22 protein-coding genes are annotated in these 24,017 nt (G+C 59.7%); 6 read left to right on the top strand and 16 right to left on the bottom strand.

All coding sequences use genetic code 11. The features are described 5' to 3' along the window. Nucleotides 1-269 precede the first annotated feature (269 nt). Nucleotides 270-710, top strand: coding sequence for an azurin (gene azu, locus G5168_RS02495; RefSeq protein ID WP_227343020.1), 441 nt, complete (start codon nucleotides 270-272; stop codon nucleotides 708-710). Nucleotides 711-824: 114 nt separating this feature from the next. Here azu and G5168_RS02490 read toward each other — a convergent pair whose 3' ends face one another. The 14 genes from G5168_RS02490 to G5168_RS02425 form a co-directional block, all read right to left on the bottom strand. Next, entirely contained in the window at nucleotides 825-1,382 is a 558-nt protein-coding gene (locus G5168_RS02490) for a HutD family protein (protein ID WP_227342338.1), read from the bottom strand. Nucleotides 1,383-1,466: 84 nt separating this feature from the next. Next, the gene (locus G5168_RS02485; RefSeq protein ID WP_227342339.1) at nucleotides 1,467-2,126 is read right to left on the bottom strand and encodes a YceH family protein; all 660 of its coding nucleotides are present in this window, start codon (nucleotides 2,124-2,126) and stop codon (nucleotides 1,467-1,469) included. 139 nt (nucleotides 2,127-2,265) lie between these two features. Then, nucleotides 2,266-4,404, bottom strand: a complete 2,139-nt coding sequence (locus G5168_RS02480; protein ID WP_216953235.1) for a sensor domain-containing diguanylate cyclase — start codon at nucleotides 4,402-4,404, stop codon at nucleotides 2,266-2,268. Next, nucleotides 4,401-5,513: a sugar ABC transporter substrate-binding protein gene (locus G5168_RS02475; protein WP_227342340.1), complete on the bottom strand. Its 1,113-nt coding sequence runs from the start codon at nucleotides 5,511-5,513 to the stop codon at nucleotides 4,401-4,403. The genes G5168_RS02480 and G5168_RS02475 overlap by 4 nt, the downstream gene beginning before the upstream one ends. Before the next feature lie 243 nt (nucleotides 5,514-5,756). Beyond that, nucleotides 5,757-5,972, bottom strand: a complete 216-nt coding sequence (locus tag G5168_RS02470) for a YdcH family protein (RefSeq protein ID WP_005337763.1) — start codon at nucleotides 5,970-5,972, stop codon at nucleotides 5,757-5,759. A 285-nt stretch (nucleotides 5,973-6,257) separates the two neighbouring features. Continuing rightward, the gene (locus tag G5168_RS02465; RefSeq protein ID WP_227342341.1) at nucleotides 6,258-6,848 is read right to left on the bottom strand and encodes a hypothetical protein; all 591 of its coding nucleotides are present in this window, start codon (nucleotides 6,846-6,848) and stop codon (nucleotides 6,258-6,260) included. Then, on the bottom strand, nucleotides 6,845-8,206 hold the full coding sequence (locus tag G5168_RS02460; protein WP_216978410.1) for an MATE family efflux transporter: 1,362 nt from the start codon (nucleotides 8,204-8,206) through the stop codon (nucleotides 6,845-6,847). Before G5168_RS02460 ends, G5168_RS02465 begins: the two co-directional genes overlap by 4 nt. A gap of 121 nt (nucleotides 8,207-8,327) precedes the next feature. Continuing rightward, nucleotides 8,328-10,151, bottom strand: coding sequence for a SulP family inorganic anion transporter (locus tag G5168_RS02455; protein ID WP_421171814.1), 1,824 nt, complete (start codon nucleotides 10,149-10,151; stop codon nucleotides 8,328-8,330). Nucleotides 10,152-10,222: 71 nt separating this feature from the next. After that, the gene (locus G5168_RS02450; protein WP_421171816.1) at nucleotides 10,223-10,813 is read right to left on the bottom strand and encodes a nucleotidyltransferase family protein; all 591 of its coding nucleotides are present in this window, start codon (nucleotides 10,811-10,813) and stop codon (nucleotides 10,223-10,225) included. Further along, nucleotides 10,800-11,060 (bottom strand): GNAT family N-acetyltransferase, encoded by a 261-nt coding sequence (locus G5168_RS02445; protein WP_033114285.1) that lies wholly within the window; start codon nucleotides 11,058-11,060, stop codon nucleotides 10,800-10,802. The genes G5168_RS02450 and G5168_RS02445 overlap by 14 nt, the downstream gene beginning before the upstream one ends. Nucleotides 11,061-11,236: 176 nt before the next feature. Next, nucleotides 11,237-12,421 carry an iron-containing alcohol dehydrogenase gene (locus tag G5168_RS02440; protein ID WP_421171818.1) on the bottom strand — a complete coding sequence of 395 codons (1,185 nt, stop codon included), beginning with the start codon at nucleotides 12,419-12,421 and terminating at the stop codon, nucleotides 11,237-11,239. A gap of 17 nt (nucleotides 12,422-12,438) precedes the next feature. After that, on the bottom strand, nucleotides 12,439-12,957 hold the full coding sequence (locus G5168_RS02435; protein WP_421171820.1) for a hypothetical protein: 519 nt from the start codon (nucleotides 12,955-12,957) through the stop codon (nucleotides 12,439-12,441). Next, on the bottom strand, nucleotides 12,938-13,528 hold the full coding sequence (locus G5168_RS02430; protein ID WP_421171822.1) for a TetR/AcrR family transcriptional regulator: 591 nt from the start codon (nucleotides 13,526-13,528) through the stop codon (nucleotides 12,938-12,940). Before G5168_RS02430 ends, G5168_RS02435 begins: the two co-directional genes overlap by 20 nt. A gap of 11 nt (nucleotides 13,529-13,539) precedes the next feature. Further along, nucleotides 13,540-14,985, bottom strand: coding sequence for a coniferyl aldehyde dehydrogenase (locus G5168_RS02425; protein WP_421171824.1), 1,446 nt, complete (start codon nucleotides 14,983-14,985; stop codon nucleotides 13,540-13,542). 212 nt (nucleotides 14,986-15,197) lie between these two features. Here G5168_RS02425 and G5168_RS02420 point away from each other — a divergent pair, with 212 nt between their 5' ends. From G5168_RS02420 to G5168_RS02410, 3 genes are all read left to right on the top strand, one after another. Next, nucleotides 15,198-15,491, top strand: coding sequence for a hypothetical protein (locus G5168_RS02420; protein WP_005353197.1), 294 nt, complete (start codon nucleotides 15,198-15,200; stop codon nucleotides 15,489-15,491). A gap of 221 nt (nucleotides 15,492-15,712) precedes the next feature. Next, nucleotides 15,713-16,681, top strand: a complete 969-nt coding sequence (locus tag G5168_RS02415) for a nucleoside hydrolase (protein WP_005337734.1) — start codon at nucleotides 15,713-15,715, stop codon at nucleotides 16,679-16,681. Nucleotides 16,682-16,787: 106 nt separating this feature from the next. After that, nucleotides 16,788-17,123 carry a DUF3634 family protein gene (locus tag G5168_RS02410; RefSeq protein ID WP_005353195.1) on the top strand — a complete coding sequence of 112 codons (336 nt, stop codon included), beginning with the start codon at nucleotides 16,788-16,790 and terminating at the stop codon, nucleotides 17,121-17,123. An 88-nt stretch (nucleotides 17,124-17,211) separates the two neighbouring features. Here G5168_RS02410 and G5168_RS02405 read toward each other — a convergent pair whose 3' ends face one another. Continuing rightward, the gene (locus G5168_RS02405) at nucleotides 17,212-18,408 is read right to left on the bottom strand and encodes a c-type cytochrome (protein ID WP_216953242.1); all 1,197 of its coding nucleotides are present in this window, start codon (nucleotides 18,406-18,408) and stop codon (nucleotides 17,212-17,214) included. After that, nucleotides 18,405-20,330 carry an NAD(P)-binding protein gene (locus G5168_RS02400; RefSeq protein WP_216953243.1) on the bottom strand — a complete coding sequence of 642 codons (1,926 nt, stop codon included), beginning with the start codon at nucleotides 20,328-20,330 and terminating at the stop codon, nucleotides 18,405-18,407. The genes G5168_RS02405 and G5168_RS02400 overlap by 4 nt, the downstream gene beginning before the upstream one ends. Nucleotides 20,331-20,908: 578 nt before the next feature. Here G5168_RS02400 and cyoA point away from each other — a divergent pair. Both cyoA and cyoB read left to right on the top strand, forming a co-directional pair. Then, on the top strand, nucleotides 20,909-21,952 hold the full coding sequence (cyoA, locus tag G5168_RS02395) for a cytochrome o ubiquinol oxidase subunit II (RefSeq protein ID WP_216953244.1): 1,044 nt from the start codon (nucleotides 20,909-20,911) through the stop codon (nucleotides 21,950-21,952). Nucleotides 21,953-21,955: 3 nt separating this feature from the next. After that, entirely contained in the window at nucleotides 21,956-23,932 is a 1,977-nt protein-coding gene (gene cyoB / locus G5168_RS02390; protein WP_421171827.1) for a cytochrome o ubiquinol oxidase subunit I, read from the top strand. The last annotated feature ends 85 nt before the right edge of the window (nucleotides 23,933-24,017 follow it).

Here is a 24,017-nt window from a genome sequence, read left to right as displayed (position 1 = left end):
GAGCCCTGATGGGGGCAATCGGAGGGAAAAGGGCAGAAAAAATTAAACATTTTTGAACCTGTGGCTGGAGCGGGTCGTATCGTCCATCCGTGAGGGAGATAGTGGCGAGTAGAGCACCGTCTGGTGACCTAGCCCGCAGCTTTGGCCAAAACCCATCGCCGATTGAAAACAATTGAGTAAAATGAAGGTCGATTTAGACGGCATCTTTGCGAAGCGTTCACCGCATCCGCCAAGTCGTTGCCATCCATTGCCAATCAAAGGAGAAGATGATGAAAAAGGCGATTACCCTGCTGTTTCTGAGTACTCTGGCTGCCCCGGTTCTGGCGGATGAGTGTGCACTGGTCATCGAAGGCAATGATGCCATGCAGTACAACCTCAAAGAGATGAGCGTTCCGGCCACCTGCAAAGAGGTGACGGTCACTCTGAACCATACCGGCAAGCTGCCTGTGACCGCCATGGGCCATAACTGGGTGCTGTCCAGCACCGCAGACTATCAGACTGTGGCGACGGCGGGGATGAGCGCCGGGGCCGAGAACGGCTATCTGCCCAAGGATGATCCCCGCGTGCTGGCGCATACCAAGCTGATCGGCGGTGGCGAGAGCAGCAGCGTCACCTTCAAGACCGACGGTCTGGCGGGCAAGGATCTCACCTTCTTCTGCTCCTTCCCCGGCCACTTCGCCATGATGAAGGGCTCCTTCAAGGTCAACTAAGGTGCTGAGCGGCATCGAGCCGGTTGCCTCAATAGAAAAAGCCGGGATTTCCCGGCTTTTTCATATCTGTCGCTTGTTGTGGCGTGGCATGACTGCGCACAGCCGACTTTCGCGTTATTTGGCCTGCAGGGTAAAGAAGGCGATGGTGGTCTTCTTCTGGCATTCGAAGTGAATGCTCTCTTCACCGGTCACCACCAGCGTCTCGTTGATGGCCACCTCTTTGCCCTGCACGGTCAGCTGGCCGCTCAGCAGGTGACAGAGGTAGGTCTTCCCTGGCTCGAGGGTCAGGGTCAGCGGGAAGGGGAGGTTCAGCACCCGCACGTTGGCGCTGATGCGAGCCGGATGGTAGATAAGCCCCAGATCGGTCACCTCTTTTTTCAGCAACTCGCAGTGGGTCTCCTCGTCGCCGCTAAAATGCGCCGCCTCGAAGGTGGCGTAGGGGTGGCCGTTGAGCACAAAGCCAGCCCCGCTTACCGGCAGCAAAATGCGCTGATAGCCGGGAAAGGGGGAGAAGGGGCCCGCGCTCTTGATGGGTGCCGAGCTCAGTCGATAGTCAAAGTCGAGTTTGGCAAGGCTGCTCCCCTTGGGGGAGATGAGGATCTGGCTGGTTGTGCCCTGCTGGTTTTTCCAGGGCATCTTCTGGTGGTCAGACTCTTTAATCAGGGTGATCACGGGCACTTCCTCACGATAAAAAACACAGGGAGCCGGGGACATCAACCCCGGCTCCCTGATAGAGATTGGCGATGGTAAAGGCGATCAGCCCTGACCATCCAGTGCGGCCAGCCGCGCTTCCATGGCGGCGAGACGACTCTTGAGCTCGCTCACCTCCTGCTCCAGCTCGCTCAGGCGGTCGGCGGTAGGGGAGGCATAGGCAGCCGCAGGAGCGGCATTCATCATCGCCTGAATATCCACCTCACCGCTGAACAGGTGGGCGTAGCGGGATTCGCGCTTGCCCGGCTCGCGCGGCAGCTTGACCACGTAGGGGCCACGCTCGATGAGTTGGGTCAGCACCGCATCCACCTCGGTGACATCATCGAAACTGCAGAGGCGGTTGGTGCGCGAGCGCAGCTCCCCCGGTGTTTGCGGGCCGCGCAGCAGCAGCTCGCAGATGATGCCGAGCTCCTGGGCATCGAATTTCAGTTCACCAAACTCGGTGTTGCAGAATCTGTGCTGGTAGCGGGGGACCCGGGCATTGAAACCGGCAGTGTTGACTACCAGGCGTCGGCGGATCAGCTCGTCCACCACGGCGCGGATATCGAGCTCGGAGAGCTCCAGTACCGGCTCGCGGTTGCTCTTCTGGTTGCAGGCGTTGACCAGCGCATTGAGGGAGAGGGGATATTGATCCGGGGTGCAGATCTCTTTTTCAATCAGACACCCGATGACACGGGCCTCCAGTGGGCCAAGTACTAACTCCATTTCCTACTCCCTAGCAAATCGCGATATCAAGAGCCCCCTATCTTAGTCATGCCCCGCACCGCGTCCAGTTTTGCGCGCCATTTTTGCGAGCTAATCAGAGGGTTGGCGAAAGGCTCGCCAACGCCGGAGGTCTCTGTTTTTAGCGCTGCCCCTGATAGAAGCGCGCCTTGTCGGCATACATGGCGTCATCCGCCACCCGGCTCAGCTCCGCCAGCGGGGTCTGGTCGCTGCTGCTCCAGCCGATGGCAAAACGCAGCGGGAAGCTATGCTCCCCATGTTGCACGATGGCGTGCTGCTGGCTTGCTTCCAACCTGCCTGCCAGCTGCTGGCAGGCGAGGTGATCCGCCTCTGCCAGCAGCACGAATTCGTCTCCTCCCATTCTGAATATGCTCTCATTCTGTCGGCACAGCGTGCGCAGTAGTCGTGCCATCTGGATCAGCAGGGCGTCGCCCGCCTCGTGCCCATACTGGTCGTTGGTGCGCTTGAGGCCGTTGAGGTCGAGCATGAAGAGGGCGAGGTGACGCTCCGGATGGCGCGCCAGCACAGCCTGATAGTGATGGAACATCTCTTCGAACGCCTGGCGGTTGGGCAGGCCGGTGAGGTTGTCGGTGCGGGCGACCCGTGCCAGTTCATCGGTAAAGAGTCGCCCCTCGATGCCCACTGCCAGTTGCTTGGCAAACAGCCGCAAGATAGCCCTGTCCTCCGACTCCAGCCCTTCGGCGCTCACCATCAGATAGCCAAACAGCACGCCACTCTGGCTGCCGGGCAGGGTCATGATCTTCCAGAGTGCGTTATCCCACTGGCATTCGGAGTGTTTGACCTCCTCATCCATCAGTTGGGTCAGCTTCTCCTGCAGGGCATCCCGCAAGGGAGCATCGACCCCCTGGGTCAGGGAGTAGTGGGGCTGGCCATCGCGGCGGATCACCAGCCCCCAGCGGTGACCGGGATAGAGCTGGGAGAGCTGCAACAGGGCGGAGCTAGCCAGCTCGGCGATATCCACATCCAGCTGCTGGTGCAGACCGAACTGCAGCCAGGATTGCAACACATGGCGGCTGCGCTCCTCCCGGCTCAGGGCCGAACGCAGGGCGGTCGTTTGGGATGCCACCTCTTGCTCCAGCTCGTCATTGAAGCCGAGCAGCCGCTGGTTGAAGGCCTCTTTCTCGCTGTTGGCCTGCTGCAGTTGTTCGTTCTGTTGATAGAGTGCCCGCACCTGGGCCGAGATGGTGTAGGCCATCTCCTGCAGCAGTTGGCGTACCTCGTCGTACTCCACAAAGCGCAGCGGTGCCTGCCGTTGCTGGTAGTTGCCCTTGCCATAGCTGCGCACCAGCGCGGCCAGCGAGCGCAGCGGTCGGGTGAGCCAGCGGGTAAGCCAGACACAGCCGATGGCCACCAGCAGCAACATGACGGCGATGCTGATGGTGAGCAGCTGCTGGGATTTGTTCAGCTCGCTAACCCTGTCATCGCTGTAGCTGTAGAGGGTGATGGTGGGGGTAATCATCTCTGCAAGTTGTGGCCAGCCGATAGTCAAGAGCTGCGCCATCTGGCTGGGGACCCGGTCATCCATGTCTCTGGTGTTGTCATGTGAGCCCTCGTAGAGAGGGGTATCTCCTTGTGAAATGACCAGATACTCGCTCCCCTTGAGATAAGGTTCCAGCAGCTGGGCCATCTGTCGCCAGGGGAGGATAGCCATCACGAAGCCGGAAGGGGTCTGCATCACGCCAGCACGCTGGTGATTGCGATAGATGGGGGCCACCAGCGCCAGTCCGCCGCTGCGGTCCTGCTCCATATCGCCGATCAGCAGGGGATCATCCACAGGCATCAGCAGATGTTTACCCTGTTTGGCTTCCCGCGTCTTGCTCCAGGCCATCAGCTGTGGCATCAGGTTGCTCGATTCAAGGTGGGAGGCCCGGCCGTTGATGTACTCCACTACCCGACCCTGATCATCGATCAGGTAGGCCGAGGTCAGTAAACTGTTGGACTTGATGAAGGTAGCCAGCGCCAGCCGGGCATGACTGGAGAAGAGAAAATTCTCGAGTGCCTGATTGAGCACCCGGTCGTTGCTGAGTTGCTGAAGTTGGGTGCCGATCAGCTCGCTGCGAAAGCGTGCCTCACGGGTCATGCTGGTGAGGGCCCGTTCCAGCTGGGATTGTTCGCTCTGGGCAATGATCTGGTGCTGACGAGCCAGCAATATGCCGCTCACCAGCAGCGCAGGCAGCAGGGCAACGGTGAACAGGATGACGATGAGCGTGGGGCCGAGACGAAAGGTACGGTGGCTCATTTTGACTTGACCTGCCGGTATTGCTGATCAGCCAGTTGCTGCATGTAACGGGCCGCATCAGCAGCACTGCTTCCCTCCTTGAAACGCTCGAACCCCTTGTCCATCGCCTGCCAGGCAATGGACATGGCACTGTCGGAAGGCATGGGAGTACTGAGGGTAAACTGTTCCAGCAGCACCTTTTCGTGCGGGGCGGGGTGTTGGTTGATGGCGGCAAAAGCCCGCTGATTGATTGGCAACAGCGCTCCCTGCCGATAGATCAATTGCTGATTATCGTCCCGCTGGATGAAGGCCATCAGGGCTTTGATGACGGCCTGCCGCTCTTCATCTGCCATTGCCCAACGAGAAACACTGAGAACGTAGGCTCCGCTCATGGAGTGCATCGGGCGCTCTTCCCAGTGAGGCAGCAGGGCCACCCCAAGCCGTTCACCCATGTTTTTCACCAGGTCATTGAAAGCCCAGTCCCCATTGACCAGATAGGCACTCTTGCCCTCGTTGAAACGGGCCAGGGCGGTATCATAGTCGCAGTCGGGATCGCCCCACTGCTCTCTGGCGACAGTACGGTATGCTTCCAGTGCCTGAACCATGGCCGGGGTGTCGAGAGTGATGCGCCCTTCGGTCACCGGCGAGCCACCAAAGGTAAGCAGAAACGCCGCAAAGTAGTACATGTCGTGATAGGGCCAGCTGACGGGGGAGACCCCTTGTGCAAGCAAGGGGGGAGTAATGGCGTTCAGCTCTTGCCAGCGGGTGATTGGGGTTGAGACCAGTGTCTTGTTGTAAAACAGCATCAGATGGTTGCCCTGCATCATGGGCATGCCCCAGCGCTGCCGGTCGAGGGTGACATAACGCAGGGCGCTGGCCATCAGCGCGGGGGAAAACCACTCGGCCGGGATGGGGGCGAGGGTCATCTGGCGATAGAGGCCGATAAAATCGGAGGGGATCAGCATCAGGTCGGGCAGCCCCCTGGCCTGAGCCGCCAGCAGGATATCTGCCTTGATCTTGCCCGGCTCGATCTGGGTGACGTGAACCTTGTGATTGCCTTCCTGATTGAAGCGGGTGACCACGTCGTCGATCACATACCCGGCCTGCTGGGAGTGCCACAACTCCAGCACTGGCTCCTGGGCCCGCAGTGGCTGAATGCCAGAGAAGATGCAAAGCAGCAAAAGATGATAAAAAACGCGATCTATGGTCATGTTACCATCACATCTGTACCTTGGATCAGAAATGAAAAATGTAACAAACAACCGCTACTGCCGGTAGTGTGGTGGATCAACTAATTGAGTTAAGAGACAAAAAGCCCGGCGCTTGGGCCGGGCTGAGGGATAAATTGCTTATCCGGATTATCTTCGAGGCATCTATTGTGGATGTTGCTTGAGGATGTCGTATATCTCCTCTTTCAGTTTGAGTTTCTGTTTTTTCAGATCCCTCACCTCGGCGCTATAGTCGCTGGCGTGATGTTTTTCCAGCTTTCTAATCTCCGCATCCAGGTCGTTGTGCAAGTCAAACTTCTTCTGGAAATGGACATCACTGCTCTTCAGTTTCGAGATAAGTTCTCTGTACTCTGGGAACATGTAATGGAGCCTCCTTGGTTTCGTTTGATTGTGCCTTAGAGACCAAACTACCCCTTACCCCCCCAGATAAATGTGATCCGGATCCAATTCGGCAACAATGGTTTGCTGCATAAAGAGTATGTTTTTTAACTTGTTGAATCAAAAGCAGATCAGACATTCATTAGTCAGAGGGAGAGGGAAAAACTGTAATCCAGATCACAGTTGTGACGGCGGGATGATGGCCGTTAGCCGGTAAACGGCAGCAAAAAAGGGGCATAGAGCCCCTTCATGTAACCGGTATGGCGTTTACTCTTTTTTCTTTTTCTTCTCGGGCCGCGGCTTGCCGTCGCGGTGGATCACCTTGCCCGCCTCAAAGCCAATCTGGGCGGCCAGCTCCTCCAGATCCGCCGACTTGGCCTGATCCCCTATGGCGTAGCGATAGTTGGCGATGGATAGCTTGTCGGCCACCGGCGTGCCCGGGACGATAGGCTCGCGCCAGCCCTGGCCGATGTGGGCCACCAGGGTGCCGTTCATCAGCAGCTCGCCGACGATCTCCTGGGTCGGATTGCCCTTGCCGTAGGTGAGACCCTGCGGGTGCTTCTTGCCGACCAGCGGCTCGTTGCTGGCGGGGATCAGCTTGGTGCGGATCAGCCACTTGGGCTTTTTGGTGTTGCCCACCGCCTTGCCGGTCTGGTACTCGTTGATCTTGATGGTCTTGATCATCTGGGCCATGAAGTCCTTGGTCAGCGCCTTCTGGGCGTCGCTGGTTTCATCGATGGCGATGGGGGCCACATACCAGGTCTGGGTGGCTTGAGCCTTGGGAGCGGCAGGGGCAGTTTGCGCCATGGCCAGGGGGCTGAGCAGGATGGCAGCCAGCAAGAGTCCTATCTTCTTCATTGTGATTCCGCTTTTGTTTCAACAAGAATTTTGTTTTGCCAGCGACGACTGCGCCAGCGCCAGAACATGGCCAGACCGCGCACCCACTCGTCGCAGGCCAGCGCCAGCCAGATACCGACCAGTCCATAACCCTGCATGATACCGAGGAAATAGGAGAGTGGCACGGCAATTCCCCACATGGAGAGCAACGCCATGTAGAGGGGGAAACGGGCATCCCCGGTGGCCCGCAGGGCGTTGATCACCACCAGATTGAAGGTGCGGCCGGGCTCGAGGATAAGGCTGATAAGAAACAGTTGCGCCACCTGGGTGATGATGTCGGCATCATCGGTAAAGAGGCTGATGATGGTACGGCCATTGAGGGCAGCCACCACGGCGATGACGCAGGTGACTGCCAGCCCCAGCTTGAGGCTCTTGAGCAGCTGTTGATAGGCGCGATCGAACTGCCTGGCACCTGCCAGATGACCGATGATGATTTCGTTGCCAAGGCCGATAGAGAGGCCAAACAGCAGGATAAACAGGCAGATCTGGAAGAAGTAGGATTGGGTCGCCAGCGCCTTGTCCCCCAGCAGTCCGACAAAGGCTGTCACCACCATAAACTGCAGCATCCAGGAGAGGTTCTCTCCTGCCGCCGGCAGGCCGATATGGAGTACCTTGCCGAGCATCTCCCGGCTGGGGTGGACGATATCGCGCACCACCAGTCGAATGCCGGTCTTGCGGGCTACCAGCCACACCAGCAGCACCACGCCGACCAGTCGGCCCGCGACCGTGCTGATGGCGACACCGGCGACCCCCAGCTGGGGCAGGCCGAACCAGCCGTAGAGCAGCAGCAGGTTGCCGACGAAGGTGATGAGGTTGACGATGAGGGTCACATACATCGCCTGACGGGTGTGGCCGTGAGCGCGCAGGGTGGCTGCCAGACAGAGGGCTGCTGCTTCCGGTAACAGGCAGAGACCGATGATCTGCAAGTAAAGCGTCCCGTCGCTCATCAGATTGGCAGGCAGGTTCATCAGCGCCAGCATGGTGCTTGCTCCTGCCATCACGCCGATGGCGGCTACCAGACCGATCAGCAGGTTGAAGCCGATGGCGGTGTGGATCACCACCCGACTCTTCTCTCGATCGCCCGCCCCCAGATACTGGGTGATCACCACACTGGTACCGATGCTGACGAAGCTGAACAATGTGATGGCGAGATCGAACACCTGATTGCCGACCGCCAGCGCGGCCACTCCCTGATAGGAGACGTGACCCACCATGAAGGTGTTGAGGGCACCGGTCAGAAAGTGCAGGGCGAGATCGATAAAGAGCGGCCAGGTCAGCGCAAATAGCGTGCCCGGGCCTGCATGGGATTGAGATTGCATGGCATGTCCAACAGCTGGGAGTGCACGGGGGAGTGCCCTCTGGGGGCGCATTTAACACCAAGGCCAAGGCCGGTGCAATCCTTGTGCAGGATTGCACCGGCCAGGGGAGCAGGCCAAGGGATCAGGCAGGCGTGGCGCCCGCCTCCTGTTCGCTTGGCAGGGTGAGGCGAGCCGAGTCGGGCAGGGCATCATCCTGCGGCCAGTTGGAGCGGATGGCATCAGTGGTGCTCTCCACCACCGCATCATCCTTGAACACCGGCTCGCGGTAGCAGCGAGTCAGGCGTAGCGCCTGATACATATCGGGGCAGAGGATGATCCCCTCATCGCCCACCCGCACGCCTGCCTGCTTTAGCCAGTGGGTCATCTGGCCGTGGCGACCCGCCATCACCATATGGATGCCGCGCCGTTTCAGCTCTTTGTGCAGCTCTCCCACCATGCTCATCACGCTGATGTCCTGATGGGTGAAGCAGGCGACAGCATCGATCACCAGACACTTGGGGGCTCGGGGATCCTGCACCAGCAGGGCCAGCACCCGCCGCTTGAAATAGGGTGCATTGAAGTAGGTGAGCGGTGAGTTGAAGCGATAGACCAGAATACCCGGGATCGCCTTGGCCTGTTCGTTGTCCCCCAGGGTACGTACTACCCCCTCGTCATCCATGCCAAGCAGCTGGTCGGTGGGGCGCATCACATTACGCAGGAACTGGAATAAGCCCAGCAACACGGCGAGGGTGATCCCGGGGATTACCCCCATGGTAAGCACGCTGATAAAGGTGACCAGCGCCAGCCAGAAGGCGGATCGATCGGAGTGGCGCAGTGCCCAGAGACCGCGAAAATCGGTGAGCGAGAGTGAGGCCATCACCAGCACCACCCCGAGGGCGGCGGTGGGAATATATTTGAGCGGTGCCGTCAGATAGAAGGTGATGAGGGCGATCACCGCCGCGGCGATGATAGAGACCAGCTGGCTCTTGCCGCCGTTGGCGTCGTTGACCGCGGTGCGTGAATCCGCCCCGCTGATGGCAAAACCCTGTGAGACCGCGGAGGCGAGGTTCGCCATACCGAGGGCCCGAAACTCTTTGTCTGCGTCGATTTCGTAACCGTTTTTGGCGGCAAAGCTGCGAGCGGTCAGCATCATGGAGACGAAGCTCACCATGGCCAGGTTAAGGGCGGGCAGCACCAGCTCTCGCATCAGACCGGGGGGAAATTCCGGCATCTGGAACGCGGGCAGGCCGGAGCCCACCGTCCCCAGGGTGGCGATATCAAACTGGCCGAGATTAAAGCCCCACACCAGCGCAGCGGTCACCACCATGGCCACCATGGAGGAGGGCCATGCCGGTTTGTAGCGCTTGGCCAGCAGCAGGGTGAGCAGGGCTACCAGACTCATGGCCAGGGTCGGCAGATGGGTCTGGGTAATATAGGTGGCGCCGCTGGCGATCCGCTCGATGAGGTAACGTTCGCTGAAAGTGAAGCCGAAGATTTTGGAGAGCTGGCCCACTATGATGGTGATGGCCACACCATTGAGCAGCCCCATCAGGATCGGGCGGGAGAGAAAGTCCGCCAGCACCCCCAGCTTGAAGCGGCTGGCAATCAGGCACCAGAAGCCGGTCATGGCGGTCATGGTCATCACCAGTTGCCAGTGACGGGTGGGGTCGCCTGCGGCCAGCGGCGTTACCACGGCGGCGATGACCGCACAGGTGGCGGCATCAGGGCCGACGATCAGCTGGCGGGAGGTGCCAAACAGGGCATAGACCAGCATGGGCAGAATGCAGGAGTAGAGGCCGACGATGGCGCCGACCCCCGCGAGCTCGGCATAGGCAATGGCCACGGGCAGGGCCACCGCAGCGACCGAGAGTCCAGCGCGAAGGTCAGGCATCAACCAGGCGCGCTGGTATTGCAGCAGGGCGGCGAGACCCGGCAGCCAGCGTTCGAGAGAGAAGAAGTCGCGCATTATTTAACCCATTGAGTTACAACCAGCTTTTACCCTAGTGTGCCCAAGGTTATCGAAAGATTGCAATCAGGTTATGGCCAGTTTACCTGAAGGTCAGGCCAGAGGGTCTGCCACTGCTTCTCCTTGATGCGCTGGGTGAAGATCTGTTTGTCCTGGCGGCATCTGGGGTTGGCACTCACTTGCAACGACCAGTTGATGGCAAAGCCATAGGGGGCAAGCCACTCGAACTCGCCATCTTGGGTCAGGCGCACGCCAATGCAGGTGGGCACCTCGACCCAGTGGCTCAGCGCCTCCAGGCTGCTGGTAAACGGCGCCACCAGCTGGCGAGTGTGCATGCGGGCCTGATTGCGCACTTCCCACTGTTGGCCGGGCAGCCGTTTGGCGAGCCAGGCTTCGTGCTCTGCTTCGGCCAGCCCTTGCGGGTCGCTGCTATCGAGGTAGATAAGGTCGATATCGTTGAGCGGGGTGGGCTCGGTTTTGTGGTGGAGATGATCCCAGATGAGGTTGCGGATAAAGCCGGCCCCCAGCGCCCAGTCGGGCAGATTGAGCTCGGCGGCTGCCTGCAGGCAGGCCATCCGCTGCGGATCGGCCCGCAGCAGCGCTTCGGTTTTGGCTTGGAAGGCGTGTTCTTGCTTGGGATCTAATGGCTCAACTATTGGCATTTCGGCGTAACCAGACGTCAATGTAACTGCAGCTGGGCACTATAGTGAGCCCCTCTGCCTGAGTCCAGTTGAAGAGGGCGCGGGCCAGCTGATCGGCAATCCCCTGCACCCGCAGCTCGGGCGGTACAAAGGTGCTGTAGGCATCGATGGTCTTGGCATCGAGGCGCCGGTAGCGCAATCTCGACTCCTTTCCCTCCACCATACAGATGAATTGCTGCTGGTTGGCCTGATGAATGATGTCGCTCATGGTGGGCACCTCTGGCATGAAGATGGCTGTCTGCACAATAACTGTTAGCCAAGGTATAGAACAGATAACGGCAGCATGGGGTCAATATCCTCCCCTGATGTGCCCTCTCTGCGTCATATCGGGATCCTGCTCAAAAGATACCCGGCGCTCTGCCGGGTATCTTTTGTCTGCGTGATTCAGGCCCAGGCCCGCTCCAGCAGAGTGAGCAACTGCTCACGGTCGGCATCCTTGCGATTGAACAGCATGGCACCGTCGTTGACGGCCAGATCCCGTATCTCCCCGAGTAGTGAACGATCGCTTACCCCCGCCTCGCTCATGGTGCGCGGCAGCTTGACCGCCTGCCACAGGGTATCGCGCAGGGTACGAATGGCGGTGATGGTCGCCTCGGCCCGCAGGTGGGCAGGGGTGGCGGCAAAGCGCTCGGCTCCCACCAGCGGCAGCAGCAGGCGGGACAGCTCGCCATCCACCTCGGGGCGGTTGTAGTCGAGCACGGTAGGCAGGAATAGGTTCATGCACAGGCCGTGGGGCAGATGGCAGCGAGCCCCCAGACTGTGGCCTAGGGCATGCACCAGCCCCACCATGGAGTTGGAGAAGGCCATGCCTGCCAGTGTGGAACCTTCAGCCAGCTGCAGCCGCAACTGCTTGTTTTGCGGATCCTTGAGGATGAGAGGCAGGGCATTGGCGATCTTCTCTACCGCCATCAGGGCCAGCGCATCGCTCACCGGGTTTTTGGCGGTGCCGATAAAGGCCTCGATGGCATGGGTCATGGCATCCATGGCGGTAGCGGCGGTGATGTTGAGGGGCAGTCCCTGAGTCAGACGCGGGTCGAGCACCGCCAACTGCGGCAGCAGGAAGGGGGAGGTGAAGGGCACCTTGCGCCCACTCGTCTCATCCTTGATCACCGCCACCAGCGTTACCTCGGAACCTGTGCCCGCCGTGGTGGGCACCACCGCCAGCGGCTTGAGGGGGCGGGTCAGGCAGCCCGCGCCCGAGTAGTCGAGCAGGTGTTCACCCCCCATGGATGCCAAGATATTGACCGCCTTGGCGGTATCGATGACCGAGCCGCCCCCCAGTGCCACCAGACTGTCGCAATCTAGCTCGGCGTAGCGTTTGGCGATCCGCTCCACCACGGCAGTGGAGGAGTCGGCCGGGATCTCGTCCCAGATGGCGGCGACCGGCAGCTCCCCCTCGGCCAGCACATTGGCCAGCAGGGTGGCAAGACCGGTGGCATTGACCCCCTTGTCGGTCAGCAGCAGGGGGCGGCGAGCACCAAGGCTTGCCAGCTCGCTGGCCAGCTGCTCCAGCGCCTGTTCACCGGCCAGCAGTTTGACCGGACAGAAAAAATCGTAATAGCGGCTCATATCAAGGCTCCTTGCGCTCAGCCGGTTACCAGACCCAGATAGATATTGCAGGCACGGCCAAGCTTGTTGTGCTGGGCCGGATAGTGGCGCAGCAGCGGCCGCGCGATAAAGGCAGGCAGGATCAGGGACTGCAACTGCTCAAGCCCCCGCACCAGATGCATGGCGGTGGTCAGATCCCCCTCTACCAGCAGCCGGTTTTCGCCAAATGCCTGATTGACCCCGAGCCGAAAGCTCAGGGCGCGAAACGCGATATTGGGGTGCTTGAAGCGCACCCGCAGCGGATGGATGGTGGCATGGGGTGCTGCTGGCGCACCGGGATACCAGCGCCCTCCTTCTTTATGCATGTTCATGGCGTAATCAAGCCCCCCCACCTCAAGGCGAATGGCCAGGCCATCCGGCAAGGGGGCCAGTTCACGGCGCACCGCCTCGTCGATGCGGGCGGCGCGGCAGAGAGTACGGCCCACCACCCAGAGCAGAGTGGTGATCCAGAGGCGGCGGCCCAGTGCGGCCAGAGATTCAACGGTCGGAGTTGTCATAGGGGTTGGCTCCTGAGATGGCTGACCAGAAGAGGGCAAAGGCACTGGCTTGCCAGTGGGAATCCTGCCCAAGCTCGGGTTGATCGACAAACAGTGATGCGCAGGCGAGGAACTGCCCCTGACACACCTCCAGCAACAGCGGCGCGGGGGCCTGCATCAGCTCGCCGCTGGCCTGCCCCTTTACCAGCAGAGCGGGCAGAAAGCGCAGAGTGTCATTCAAGATCTGGCTGCGGGCCGGGCGGGCCAGCAGGGGAGAGTGAAAGAAACCCAGCACAAATTTGAGCTCATTGGGGTGGGCCAGCATCCAGCTCATCGCCTGCTGCCAGTAGTGGTGGATCTGCTCGCGCAGTGCCAGCTCGGGATCGGCTTCGCAGATGGCAGCGCCCATCCGGGTCTTCACATCCTGATAGAGCTGGAGGATCAGTGCCTCCTTGCTCGGAAAGTGGTGGAACAGGGTGCCGTTGGCGACCCCGGCCGCCTTGGCAATGCGGGCGGTAGCTGCTCCCTGCAGACCATCTTCGGCGCAGAGGGCGAGGGCGGCATCCAGGATCTGGCGGCGCTTGTCGGTCATGGCGGGCTCCGTCAACGCAGGAAGAAAGCCATCATCAGCTTCTGGATCCAGCTGTTGTAGGGCGGATGGATCAGGGAGCCGGTGGTGAACTTGCCGCGGGTCAGCACGGTTTTCGCCTTGGAGAAGGTGAGAAAGCCCTCGTGCCCGTGGTAGTGGCCCATGCCGGAGGCGCCGATGCCGCCAAACGGCACATCATCGGCCGCCACCTGGAACAGACTCTCGTTGATGGCCATGCCGCCGGAGTGGGTCTCCCGGGTCACCCGCGCCTGCAGTTCGGGATCGAAGCTCATCAGGTAGAGAGCCAGCGGGCGGGGGCGCTCGGCTATGTAGGCGAGCGCCTCCTCCAGGGTGTCGTAGGGGATAAGCGGCAGCAGCGGGCCGAAGATCTCTTGCTGTATCACCTGACAGTGGCCCGGCACCCCGGTCAGCAGATGCGGGGCCAGAAGGCGGCGCTGATCATCCCGCGCCGGAGTGGAGCAGGGGTGGAGCTGGGCTCCCGCCTGTTTGGCCTCATCGAGCCAGCTGACCAGCCGCTGATACTGGCGATCGTTGATGATGGCGCCGTAGTCGGGGCTGGCGAGCCCGGCAGGGTAGAGCTTGGCAAAGTGGTTGCGATAGGCGGCGATAAAGTTATCCACCTCGCTACGGGGCAGCAGCACATAGTCGGGGGCGACGCAGATCTGCCCGGCGTTGAGGCTCTTGCCGAAGATCATCCGCTCGACCGCGGTGGCGACCGGCATGTCGGGGGCGATGAGACAGGGGCTCTTGCCACCCAGCTCAAGGGTGAGGGGGGTAAGCTGGGGCGCGGCGGCGGCCATCACCAGCTTGCCCACCATGGTGGAGCCGGTAAAGAGCAGGTGATCGAACGGCAGTGAGCTGAACGCCGCCGCCATCTGGGCATCTCCTTCGATAATGGCGATCTCGCTTTCGTCAAATACGCTGGTGAGCATGGTGCGCAGCACGGCATTGGTATGGGGAGTGAACTCGGAGAGTTTCAGCATCGCCCGGTTGCCCGCCGCGATGGCGGTGATGAGGGGGCCAAGGCTCAGCATCACCGGAAAGTTCCACGGCACGATAATGCCGACCACCCCGAGTGGCTGGAAGTGCACCTCTACTTTGGCGGGGGCCAGCAGCAGGCCGGTGTGACGGCGGTGGGGCTGCATCCAGCGCTTGAGCCGCTTCTGGGTGTAGTTGATCTGCATGATGCAGGGCAGCACATCGGCGATCAGGCTGTCGTAGTGGCTGCGCTGGCCATAATCTGCTGCCAGCGCCTTGCACAGCTGCCCCTTGTGGGCGAGCAACGCCTGCTTGAGTTTGGTCAGCTGCGCCCGGCGCTCGGCCAGGGTTGGCATGGGGTGAGCCAGACTCGCCCGCTTGAGCCGCGCCAGCTGATCCGGCAGGGACATCTTGATGGCGAGGATATCCTCAGGAGTGTGTTGAAGCTGCGCCGCACCCATGTTGTTCTCCGTATGAAAAATGACCGACTGATTAGTCGGTCTAAATCTAGCTGTTTGTTACCGGAATGTAAAGCTGGCAAGCTGTCTGCCGTTCACCACAAGCCAGACGCAAGAGAGAACTGTGTGTCTCCCCACACTTTTGTGGTTTGCTCGTTGGTGGCTTATCTAATAAGGGGTAGTTTTTGGCTATTAACCTACACGGAGAGAGCACTATGACCAGGGAACTGAACAGCTTGTTGGCCCGGCTTGAAGATGTGGTTGAGCGGATGCCGGATTGCTTCAACACCTACGAATTCGCCCAGAAGCTGGCACTGCAATATCAGCCGGAGTTCTTTGCCGCGGGCCACTCTCTGGCCGAGCACGAGGGCAAGGTACTGCGGGTGCTGCACCAGAAGATCGCCGAGGCGCTGGCGGGCAGCGAGATGGTGATTGAAGGGGCACTGCTCCCCTGCGTCACCCCCTGGGGGGAGAAGGCGACCTCACCGCGTTGGCACCGCAAACACTGAGGATCCGGTCAGGCAGATCACTGCCAGATAGCAGATAACGAACAACGATAAAGGGCGCGGCGCTGACAACAGGGCCGCGCTTTTTTTATGCAGATTGTCGCCAGCAGCGCCCCCGCTGCCGGGAGCAAAGGCCCGGTCTGTGATCCCATGCCGGGATACGAGACCGTCAGCCGGGTAGACTCTCCCTTTTGTCGCAGGGTTTGTCACCGTAGGAATTTCTCATGACCCATAAAATCATTCTGGATACCGACCCGGGTATCGACGATGCCATGGCCATCCTGTTTGCCGAGGCCCACCCCGCCATCGAGCTGCTCGCCATCACCACAGTTTTTGGTAACGCCACCATCGACAATGGTACCCGCAACGCCCTCTGGCTCAAGCAGAAGTACGGCATGAAGGCGGATGTGGCCAAAGGCGCGGCTGCCCCGCTGCTGCGCGAGCCGGTCGGCCCTACTACCATAGTCCACGGCCCGAGCGGCTTTGGCGACATGGAGGCGGGGGAGGTGACTATCGCTCCGGATCCCCGCCCCGCCTGGCAATATATTGTCGAGGCGGTCAAAGCCGCACCGGGGGAGATCACCCTGGTCACTATCGGCCCGCTGACCAATCTGGCGCTGGCGCTGCAACAGGCGCCCGAGATTGTCTCGCTGGTGAAACAGGTGGTAGTGATGGGAGGAGCCTTTGGCGTCAACGGCCATCGCGGCAACGTCACCCCCTATGCCGAAGCCAATATCCACGACGATCCCGATGCCGCCGACCGGGTCTTTACCGCCGATTGGCCGGTAGTGATCATCGGGCTGGACGTGACTCAGCAGAGCTTCTTCAGCAGCGCCTATCTGGATGAGCTCAGGGACAAGGCGGGGGAGCCGGGCCGCTTCCTGTGGGATGTCAGCCGCTTCTACCTGCGCTTCTACTCCGAGAAGCTGGGGCTCTCTGGTTGCCACGTTCACGATCCGTCCGCCATCGCCTATGTCATTGACCCGACCCTCTTTACCCTGCGCGAGGGGCCGGTGCGGGTGATTACCAGCGGCCCGGCCATCGGCCACACCCTGCAAAAGTTCGATGGCAAACGCCACTCCCACGATGATTGGGCAGCCTATCGTCCGCAGCAGGTCGGGGTGGCGGTGCGCGATGAAGCCTTGCTGGCGCTCTATCGCGAGACGCTGGTGGGCTGGGGCAAGGATTGCTGAGCAAAGAGGCGCTATTGCGTTGACGCGGGGGCTGTGATCGGCGCCAAACAATCGGAACGCTCGGCCGCTTATACTGCCTTATATCAAGAGCTTGGGAGGGATGAAGATGGCCTGGATTTCCTTGATAGTGGCGATAGCCCTGATCTGGTGGTTGATGAAGCTGGGGCGTGGCGCCCTGTTCGAGATCCGTCTTGCCCCCGGCAAGGTAGTGGTCAAGCAGGGCAAGGTGTCACCCGCCTTTATTGAGCATGCCAAGCAGATCCTGCGCCACGACACGGTGCGCGGTCGCATTGTGGGGCAGCGTGATGGCGATGGTGTAAAGCTGATCTTCTCCCGCTCCATCCCCGAGCCGGTGGCCCAGCGTTTTCGCAATATCTTCCCTTATGGCGATTACCGCCAGCCAACGGCGCCGCTGCCGGGGCCAAAATCCCGCAAGGGATAAGCACCGGAACCTGGTTCATCAATAGCAAACGGGCCTCCAGTGGAGGCCCGTTTTTTATGGCACTTGGCCAAGAGAGGGCTGACAGCCCTTACTCTTTACCGTGCAGCTCGCGCTGGGCCTTGACCGCAGCCGCCTTGACGGCGGTGCCTTCATTGCCCCAGGAGGCGCGCAGGGTGTTGACCAGCTCGGCGAGCCGCTCATCATCCATGGTCCAGCCATAGCCCGGCATGTGGTAACCCAGATGGCCGTGGGTGACCGGTGTTTCGGCGCCGTGCAGCAACACATTGATCAGGCTCGACGGATCGCTCGCCAGCACGGTGCGGTTGTTCACCAGCGAGGGGATGACGTGGTCATTGCCCTGGCCGTTGACCCCGTGACAGGTGGAGCAGTACATGGCGTAGTCCGCCTTGCCGCTGGCACTGGCGTAGGCGCGGGCCCCTTTCTCCGCCACCGGTTCATCTTTCAGATCGGTCAGATAGGTGGCGATGCTGGCCAGATCGGCGTCGCTGAAATACTGGCTGCTGTGAGTGATCACTTCCCCCATGGGGCCCGCGACCGCTTCATGCTGGCTGCGGCCGGTTTTCAGCAGATCGATCAGCGCCTGCTTGCTGTAACGGCTGCCGCGAATGTCGGGGGCATACCAGCCATCCAGCGCCGCCCCGCTCAGGTAGACAGGGTCCGCCTCGGTCAGCGCTTTCTCCTGCATGCCAAGCCCGCGCGGAGTGTGGCAGCTGCCGCAGTGGCCGGCACCCTGCACCAGATAGGCGCCGCGGTTCCACTCCTCGCTCTTGCCTGCGACCGGGGTGAAGCGGCTGTCATCGTGGTAGATCCAGTTCCAGCCCATCAGCGGCCAGCGCATGTTGAGGGGCCAGGGGATGTCGCTCTCCTTGTTGGCGATGGCCAGCGGCTGTACCTCCTTCATCAGGTAGTGATAGAGATCTTCGAGATCCTTATCGCTCATCTTGGCGTAGGCGGTGTAGGGCATGGCCGGATAGAGGCGATGGCCATCGCGGGCCACCCCTTCGCGCATCACCTTGATGAACTCCGGCAGGCTGTAGTTGCCGATACCGTGGGTCTTGTCGGGGGTGATGTTGGTGGCAAATACGGTGCCGATGGGGGTCGGGAACCCTTTGCCGCCCGCCAGCGGCTTGCTGGTTTCGCTGGTGTGACAGGCGGCGCAATCGCCGAGCTTGGCCACGTATTCCCCCGCCGACATGGCGTGGGCGGCAAGGGCAGGCAGGGCCAGCAGCAGGGCGCTGGCGGTCAGTGACAGGGCGCGGCTCATTGGGCACCTCCCTTGCTCATGGCAACCAGCTCGTTGACGGCGCGCCACGCTTCGTCGATGGCGGCGTGGGCGTAGGGGCTCCAGCCTGCATCCGAGTTGGCGATGGTGATGTTGCCGATCGGCTGGCGACCCAGTTCAATCCATTTTTCGCACTGTGTTTCGTCATCAAACAGGGTGTTGGTGACATAGGAGTAGCCGTGAGACCAGCGGTTGACCGTGATGGCGAGGATATCCTGCTCATGGTTAAAACCGGCGCTGCCGAGCATCCCTTGCAGCTGTTCGCGGATCATCTGCTCATGCTGTTCGAACGGCATGCCGAGGATCATGGCGCGCCCCTTGCGGGACTGTTCGCGGGCCGACAGACCGCTGCCCGGCAGGGTCGGCACATAGACCATGTGCAGGCACATCGGCTGATCCGGGCTCTTGGGATGCTCGTAGCCACCCATGCTGACTGGATAGTCGAGCTTGACCCGGCTGTAGGGGGCTGCGGGGGAGTAGACCTCGTGCACCCCCAGCTTGACGAAGGCTTGCCAGTTCTTGATCACCACCTTGGTGTAGACCAGCGGCGCCTTGGCATTCTGGCGCAGCGCCTCCTTCTGGGGCTCCGGCATCTCGGGCACCATGTAGGGGATCATCATGTTGTAGCCCGCCATGATCGACTGCTTGGTCCGCACCCGATGCAGTTTCCCCTCCTTGATGTAGGTGACATCCACCGCCAGCTTGCCGTCGGCGAGGCGCACGTTTTTGGCCTGCAATGCCGTGCTGCCAAGGCGCAGTTGCACCTTGTGCTCAGGCAGGTCGAGTTTGCTGTAGTCAAACTTGGCCAGCACCACATCCTGCATGGTGTGACCCGGCGCCACTTGCGGAATGAGCTTGCGCACCATCAGGCGGGTGAGACCGGCGTTGCCATCGGGGAAGTGGAAGATGTAGGGATCGTCCAGCTCCGCCTGCTCCTCGGCATCCAGCGGCGTCAGATTGAGGCCGTCGAACCCCGGCAAGGCGCAGAGGCGCGCATCGGCGCAGGCGGTGGCGTCGATGCCGACCGCCTGGAAGTCGTTGGTGCGCTGCTGGAAGTAAGTGATCGCCCGCTCGCTGAGGCCCACTTTATCGCGCAGGAAGGTGGTGTAGCTGTTGCGGGTCACCCACTCGTCCTGCTGCTCGCGGGTCATGCCGCTCAGGTAGTCGATCTTCGCTTCGTGCAGGGCCAACAGGGCGGCCTTGTCAGCATCATCGAGGGGGAAGTCACCGATAAATTCTGCCAGCGGACGACCGTTCAGGCGATCGCGCGGGATATCGTCCGCCACGTTGTGGCCCGGATCCCCGTTCACTATCTTGTTGATGCCAAAGTGCTTCTCGTCGAAATAGACGCCGCGGCTCAGCCCCAGATCCGGATAGAAGGTCTGCTGGAAACCGGCGGCCAGCTCGTCGATGTTGACCTCCAGCGCCTTGAGCAGACCGAGCGCAACCGGGCTGTAGACCGAACGCGGTGATTGCAGGGATTCACTGCCGCCGTAACCCAGACGCAGGCCATCGGGGGTGGTGAACTCGTTGCGCTTGGCGTGGCCGCCGAAGTCATCGTGGTTGTCGAGTAGCAGGATCTTCTTATCCGCGCCGAGCAGTTGCTGATAGAAGCAGGCGGCGGCCAGACCGCTGATCCCGGCGCCGACGATCACCAGATCGTACTCCCCCTCAAGGGGAATATTGGCGAAGTCATACTGCTTGCCGTCACGGGCGATGCTGTGGGCCGGTTCGAAGGAGCCCGGGTGGTTGCCGCGCAGCCCGGTGAGGGCGGGCGGGTAGGCTAGGGTTTTATCCGCCAGCGTGCTGCCGCCTTCGGCAGCCTTGAGCAGATTGATGGGGGCGACGCCTGCCGCAATGGTGATGGCAACGCCGTTGAGAAAATCTCTGCGTGTAATACTCATGGCAATACCTGCTGTATGAAAAATGGAAAAGTACAGAGTGGGGTAGCTGGCCAGCAGCAAGAGGACGCAACCTACCGCCATATTTTTATGGCGTCTATATGGGTTGATAATAACTTATTAAACAGATTGATCAAACGAGTATGGAGTGACATATCTGTTTGGGTTCGAATTGTTAAAAAACAATCCAGCTAAAAAATATCGTGCTGTGTTCTGTTCGTCGCGTTTAATTACGTAAATGATGATGAGTTCAAATTGTCGCAGATCATCAAAGTCGACAGGTGTTTATTATTCATGCTGGAGGATTAATTTTTCGTCATATATACCCATATGCTATGTAAGGTTAGTTGGCGAGATAATGCTCCCTGTCCAATTATAAATTGAGAAGAGAGTGTCATTGATTAATTATGGGAAAAGGCGCCATTAATAGTGATACGGATGCAAAATTAACATTTTTCACATGCTGAGGCCAAGTTTGGCACAATCTTAAGATTAATTTTCCATGTTGTTTACATGTTCCGGTTCTGATCACAATGTTGCCCGTTTTTACAACTTTAGCCTTGCGACCATAAGGACACTGCATGAGACCTTTTGAATTAAAGAGGGGCTTGGGTGCTTTGCTGTTGATCGCATCGGCCAGCTTGCTGACCGGCTGCGACATGGCCTTGATGAATCCCAAAGGGCAGATTGGTCTGGAACAGAAATCACTGATATTAACCGCCTTGGGGCTGATGTTAATTGTGGTGATCCCTGTGATTATTATGGCGGTGGTCTTTGCTCGTAAATACCGGGCATCAAATACCAATGCCAAATATACTCCGGATTGGTCTCACTCCAATAAAATTGAGGCGGTTGTCTGGACCGTACCAGTTATTATCATCGTCATTCTGGCAACCATTACCTGGAAAACTTCCCACGAACTGGATCCCTACAAGCCGCTGGAGTCCACGGTGAAGCCGATCCAGATTGATGTTATTTCCCTCGACTGGAAATGGCTGTTTGTCTACCCAGAATTAGGGATTGCCTCGGTCAATGAATTAGCATTCCCGGTCAATACCCCCGTCAATTTCCGGGTGACTTCAGACACTGTCATGAACTCCTTCTTCATTCCCAAGCTGGGCGGGCAAATTTATGCCATGGCAGGTATGCAGACCAAGTTGCATCTCATTGCCAATGAAGCAGGCGCGTATGACGGTATCTCCAGCAGTTATAGCGGAGCCGGTTTCTCGGGCATGAAGTTCAAGGCGATTGCTACGCAGGATCAGGCCGGTTTTGATACCTGGGTTGCCAAAGTCAAGGCCTCTCCCAAGATGCTGACCACCATGGATGAGTTCAATGCGCTGGCCAAGAAGAGCGAAAACCACCCAGTAGAGTATTTCTCAAGTGCCGATCCGGCCCTTTTCGTCAAGCTGATCAACAAGTTTATGGGTGACATGGGGCATGGCGAGCACAAGGGGATGACCCATAAAGCCCCCTCAGAGCATGGCGCCGCCATGAATCACGATGACATGGCACATATGCAGATGGACCATGCCGCTATGGCGCATGACGGGCAGAAGGAGCATGCCGGACATATGAACGCGCCGTTGGATAACAAGGCTGTGCAAGCAGGATCCGAGGAATAACCGATGTTTGGAAAATTAACACTCGATGCCATTCCGTTCCATGAACCCATCATCATGGTGACGGTAGCCGGTATCATTTTGGGGGGGCTGGCCGTTGCCGGCCTGATCACCTATTTCGGCAAGTGGCAATATCTGTGGAAAGAGTGGCTTACCTCGGTCGACCACAAGCGTCTTGGGGTCATGTATCTGATCCTGGGTATGGTCATGATGCTGCGCGGCTTCGCCGATGCGGTGATGATGCGTACCCAGCAGGTGATGGCTTCGGCTGGTGGTGACGGCATTTTACCGCCCCACCACTACGACCAGATCTTCACCGCCCACGGGGTCATCATGATCTTCTTCGTGGCGATGCCACTGGTGATCGGTCTGATGAATATCGTCGTGCCGCTCCAGATCGGTGCCCGTGATGTGGCTTTTCCCTTCCTCAACAACATCAGCTTCTGGTTCACCGCCGCTGCCGTGGTGTTGATCAACATCTCCCTCGGGGTCGGTGAATTCGCCCAGACCGGCTGGCTGGCCTATCCGCCCCTCTCTGGGCTGGAGTACAGCCCGGGGGTCGGGGTTGATTACTGGATCTGGAGTCTGCAGATATCGGGTCTGGGCACCTTGCTGACTGGCGTCAACTTCTTCGCCACCATCATCAAGATGCGCGCTCCTGGCATGACCATGATGCGTCTGCCGGTGTTCACCTGGACGGCTTTGTGCTCCAACGTGCTGATCATCGCCTCCTTCCCGATCCTGACCGTTACCATCGCCCTGCTCACCGCAGACCGCTATCTGGGTACCCATTTCTTTACCAATGACATGGGTGGCAACATGATGATGTACATCAACCTGATCTGGGCCTGGGGCCACCCCGAGGTTTATATCCTGGTGTTGCCGGTATTCGGGATCTTCTCCGAAGTAGTGGCCACCTTCAGCAAGAAGCGGTTGTTCGGCTACACCTCGCTGGTATGGGCGACCATTGCCATTACCGTGCTCTCCTTCATTGTCTGGTTGCACCACTTCTTCACCATGGGCTCGGGCGCAAACGTGAATGCCTTCTTCGGCATTACCACCATGATCATCTCCATCCCGACCGGGGTGAAGATCTTCAACTGGTTGTTCACCATGTACCGTGGTCGCATCGAGTTCACCTCACCCATGCTGTGGACCGTCGGTTTCATCATCACCTTCACCATAGGTGGCATGACAGGGGTACTGCTCTCGGTGCCGGCGGCCAACTTCGTGTTGCACAACAGCCTGTTCCTCATCGCTCACTTCCATAACGTCATCATTGGTGCCGTGGTATTTGGCTGCTTTGCCGGTATCACCTACTGGTTCCCCAAGGCGTTCGGCTTCACCCTGAACGAAACCTGGGGCAAGCGTGCTTTCTGGTGCTGGATTATCGGCTTCTTTGTTGCCTTCATGCCGCTTTACGTACTGGGCTTCATGGGGATGACCCGCCGCATCAGCCAACAGCTGGATCCGGCCTTCCACCCCTGGCTGGTGGTAGCAGCATGTGGTGCCGGCCTGATTGCCCTTGGTGTCTTGTGCCAGGTGATCCAGCTGGTGGTCAGCATCCGTGACCGCGAGCAGAACCGTGATGTGAGTGGTGACCCCTGGGGTGGCCGGACGCTGGAGTGGGCGACTTCTTCACCGCCGCCCTTCTACAACTTCGCCATCGAGCCGAAGATCACCGGTCTGGATGCCTTCTGGGATGCCAAGCAAAACGGTTCAGCCTATCAGCAGCCCAAGCAGTATGCGCCGATCCACATGCCCAAGAACACCGGGGCTGGGGTGATCATCGCGGGCTTCAGCGCCATCTTTGGCTTTGCCATGATCTGGCATATCTGGTGGATGGCGATCCTTGCCTTTGTCGCCATGATTGGCAGCTGGATCATCCATAGCTTCAACGATGGCGTGGACTACTACGTCCAGGTTGACGAGATCACGCGCATCGAAGATCAGCATTTTGCCAACATCAACAAGGGGGCTTAGTGCTATGACCACTGGCGTTTCATATCACATCCACGTTTACGGTGCCCGGAGGGTATGGGCACCCGAAGGTCAGCATTTTGCCAAC

It is taken from the genome of Aeromonas sp. 600724 (assembly GCF_049175135.1).
Classification (GTDB): domain Bacteria; phylum Pseudomonadota; class Gammaproteobacteria; order Enterobacterales; family Aeromonadaceae; genus Aeromonas; species Aeromonas veronii_A.
Note: the sequence above shows the minus strand (reverse complement) of the source record. Positions and strands in the feature narration are given on the sequence as shown.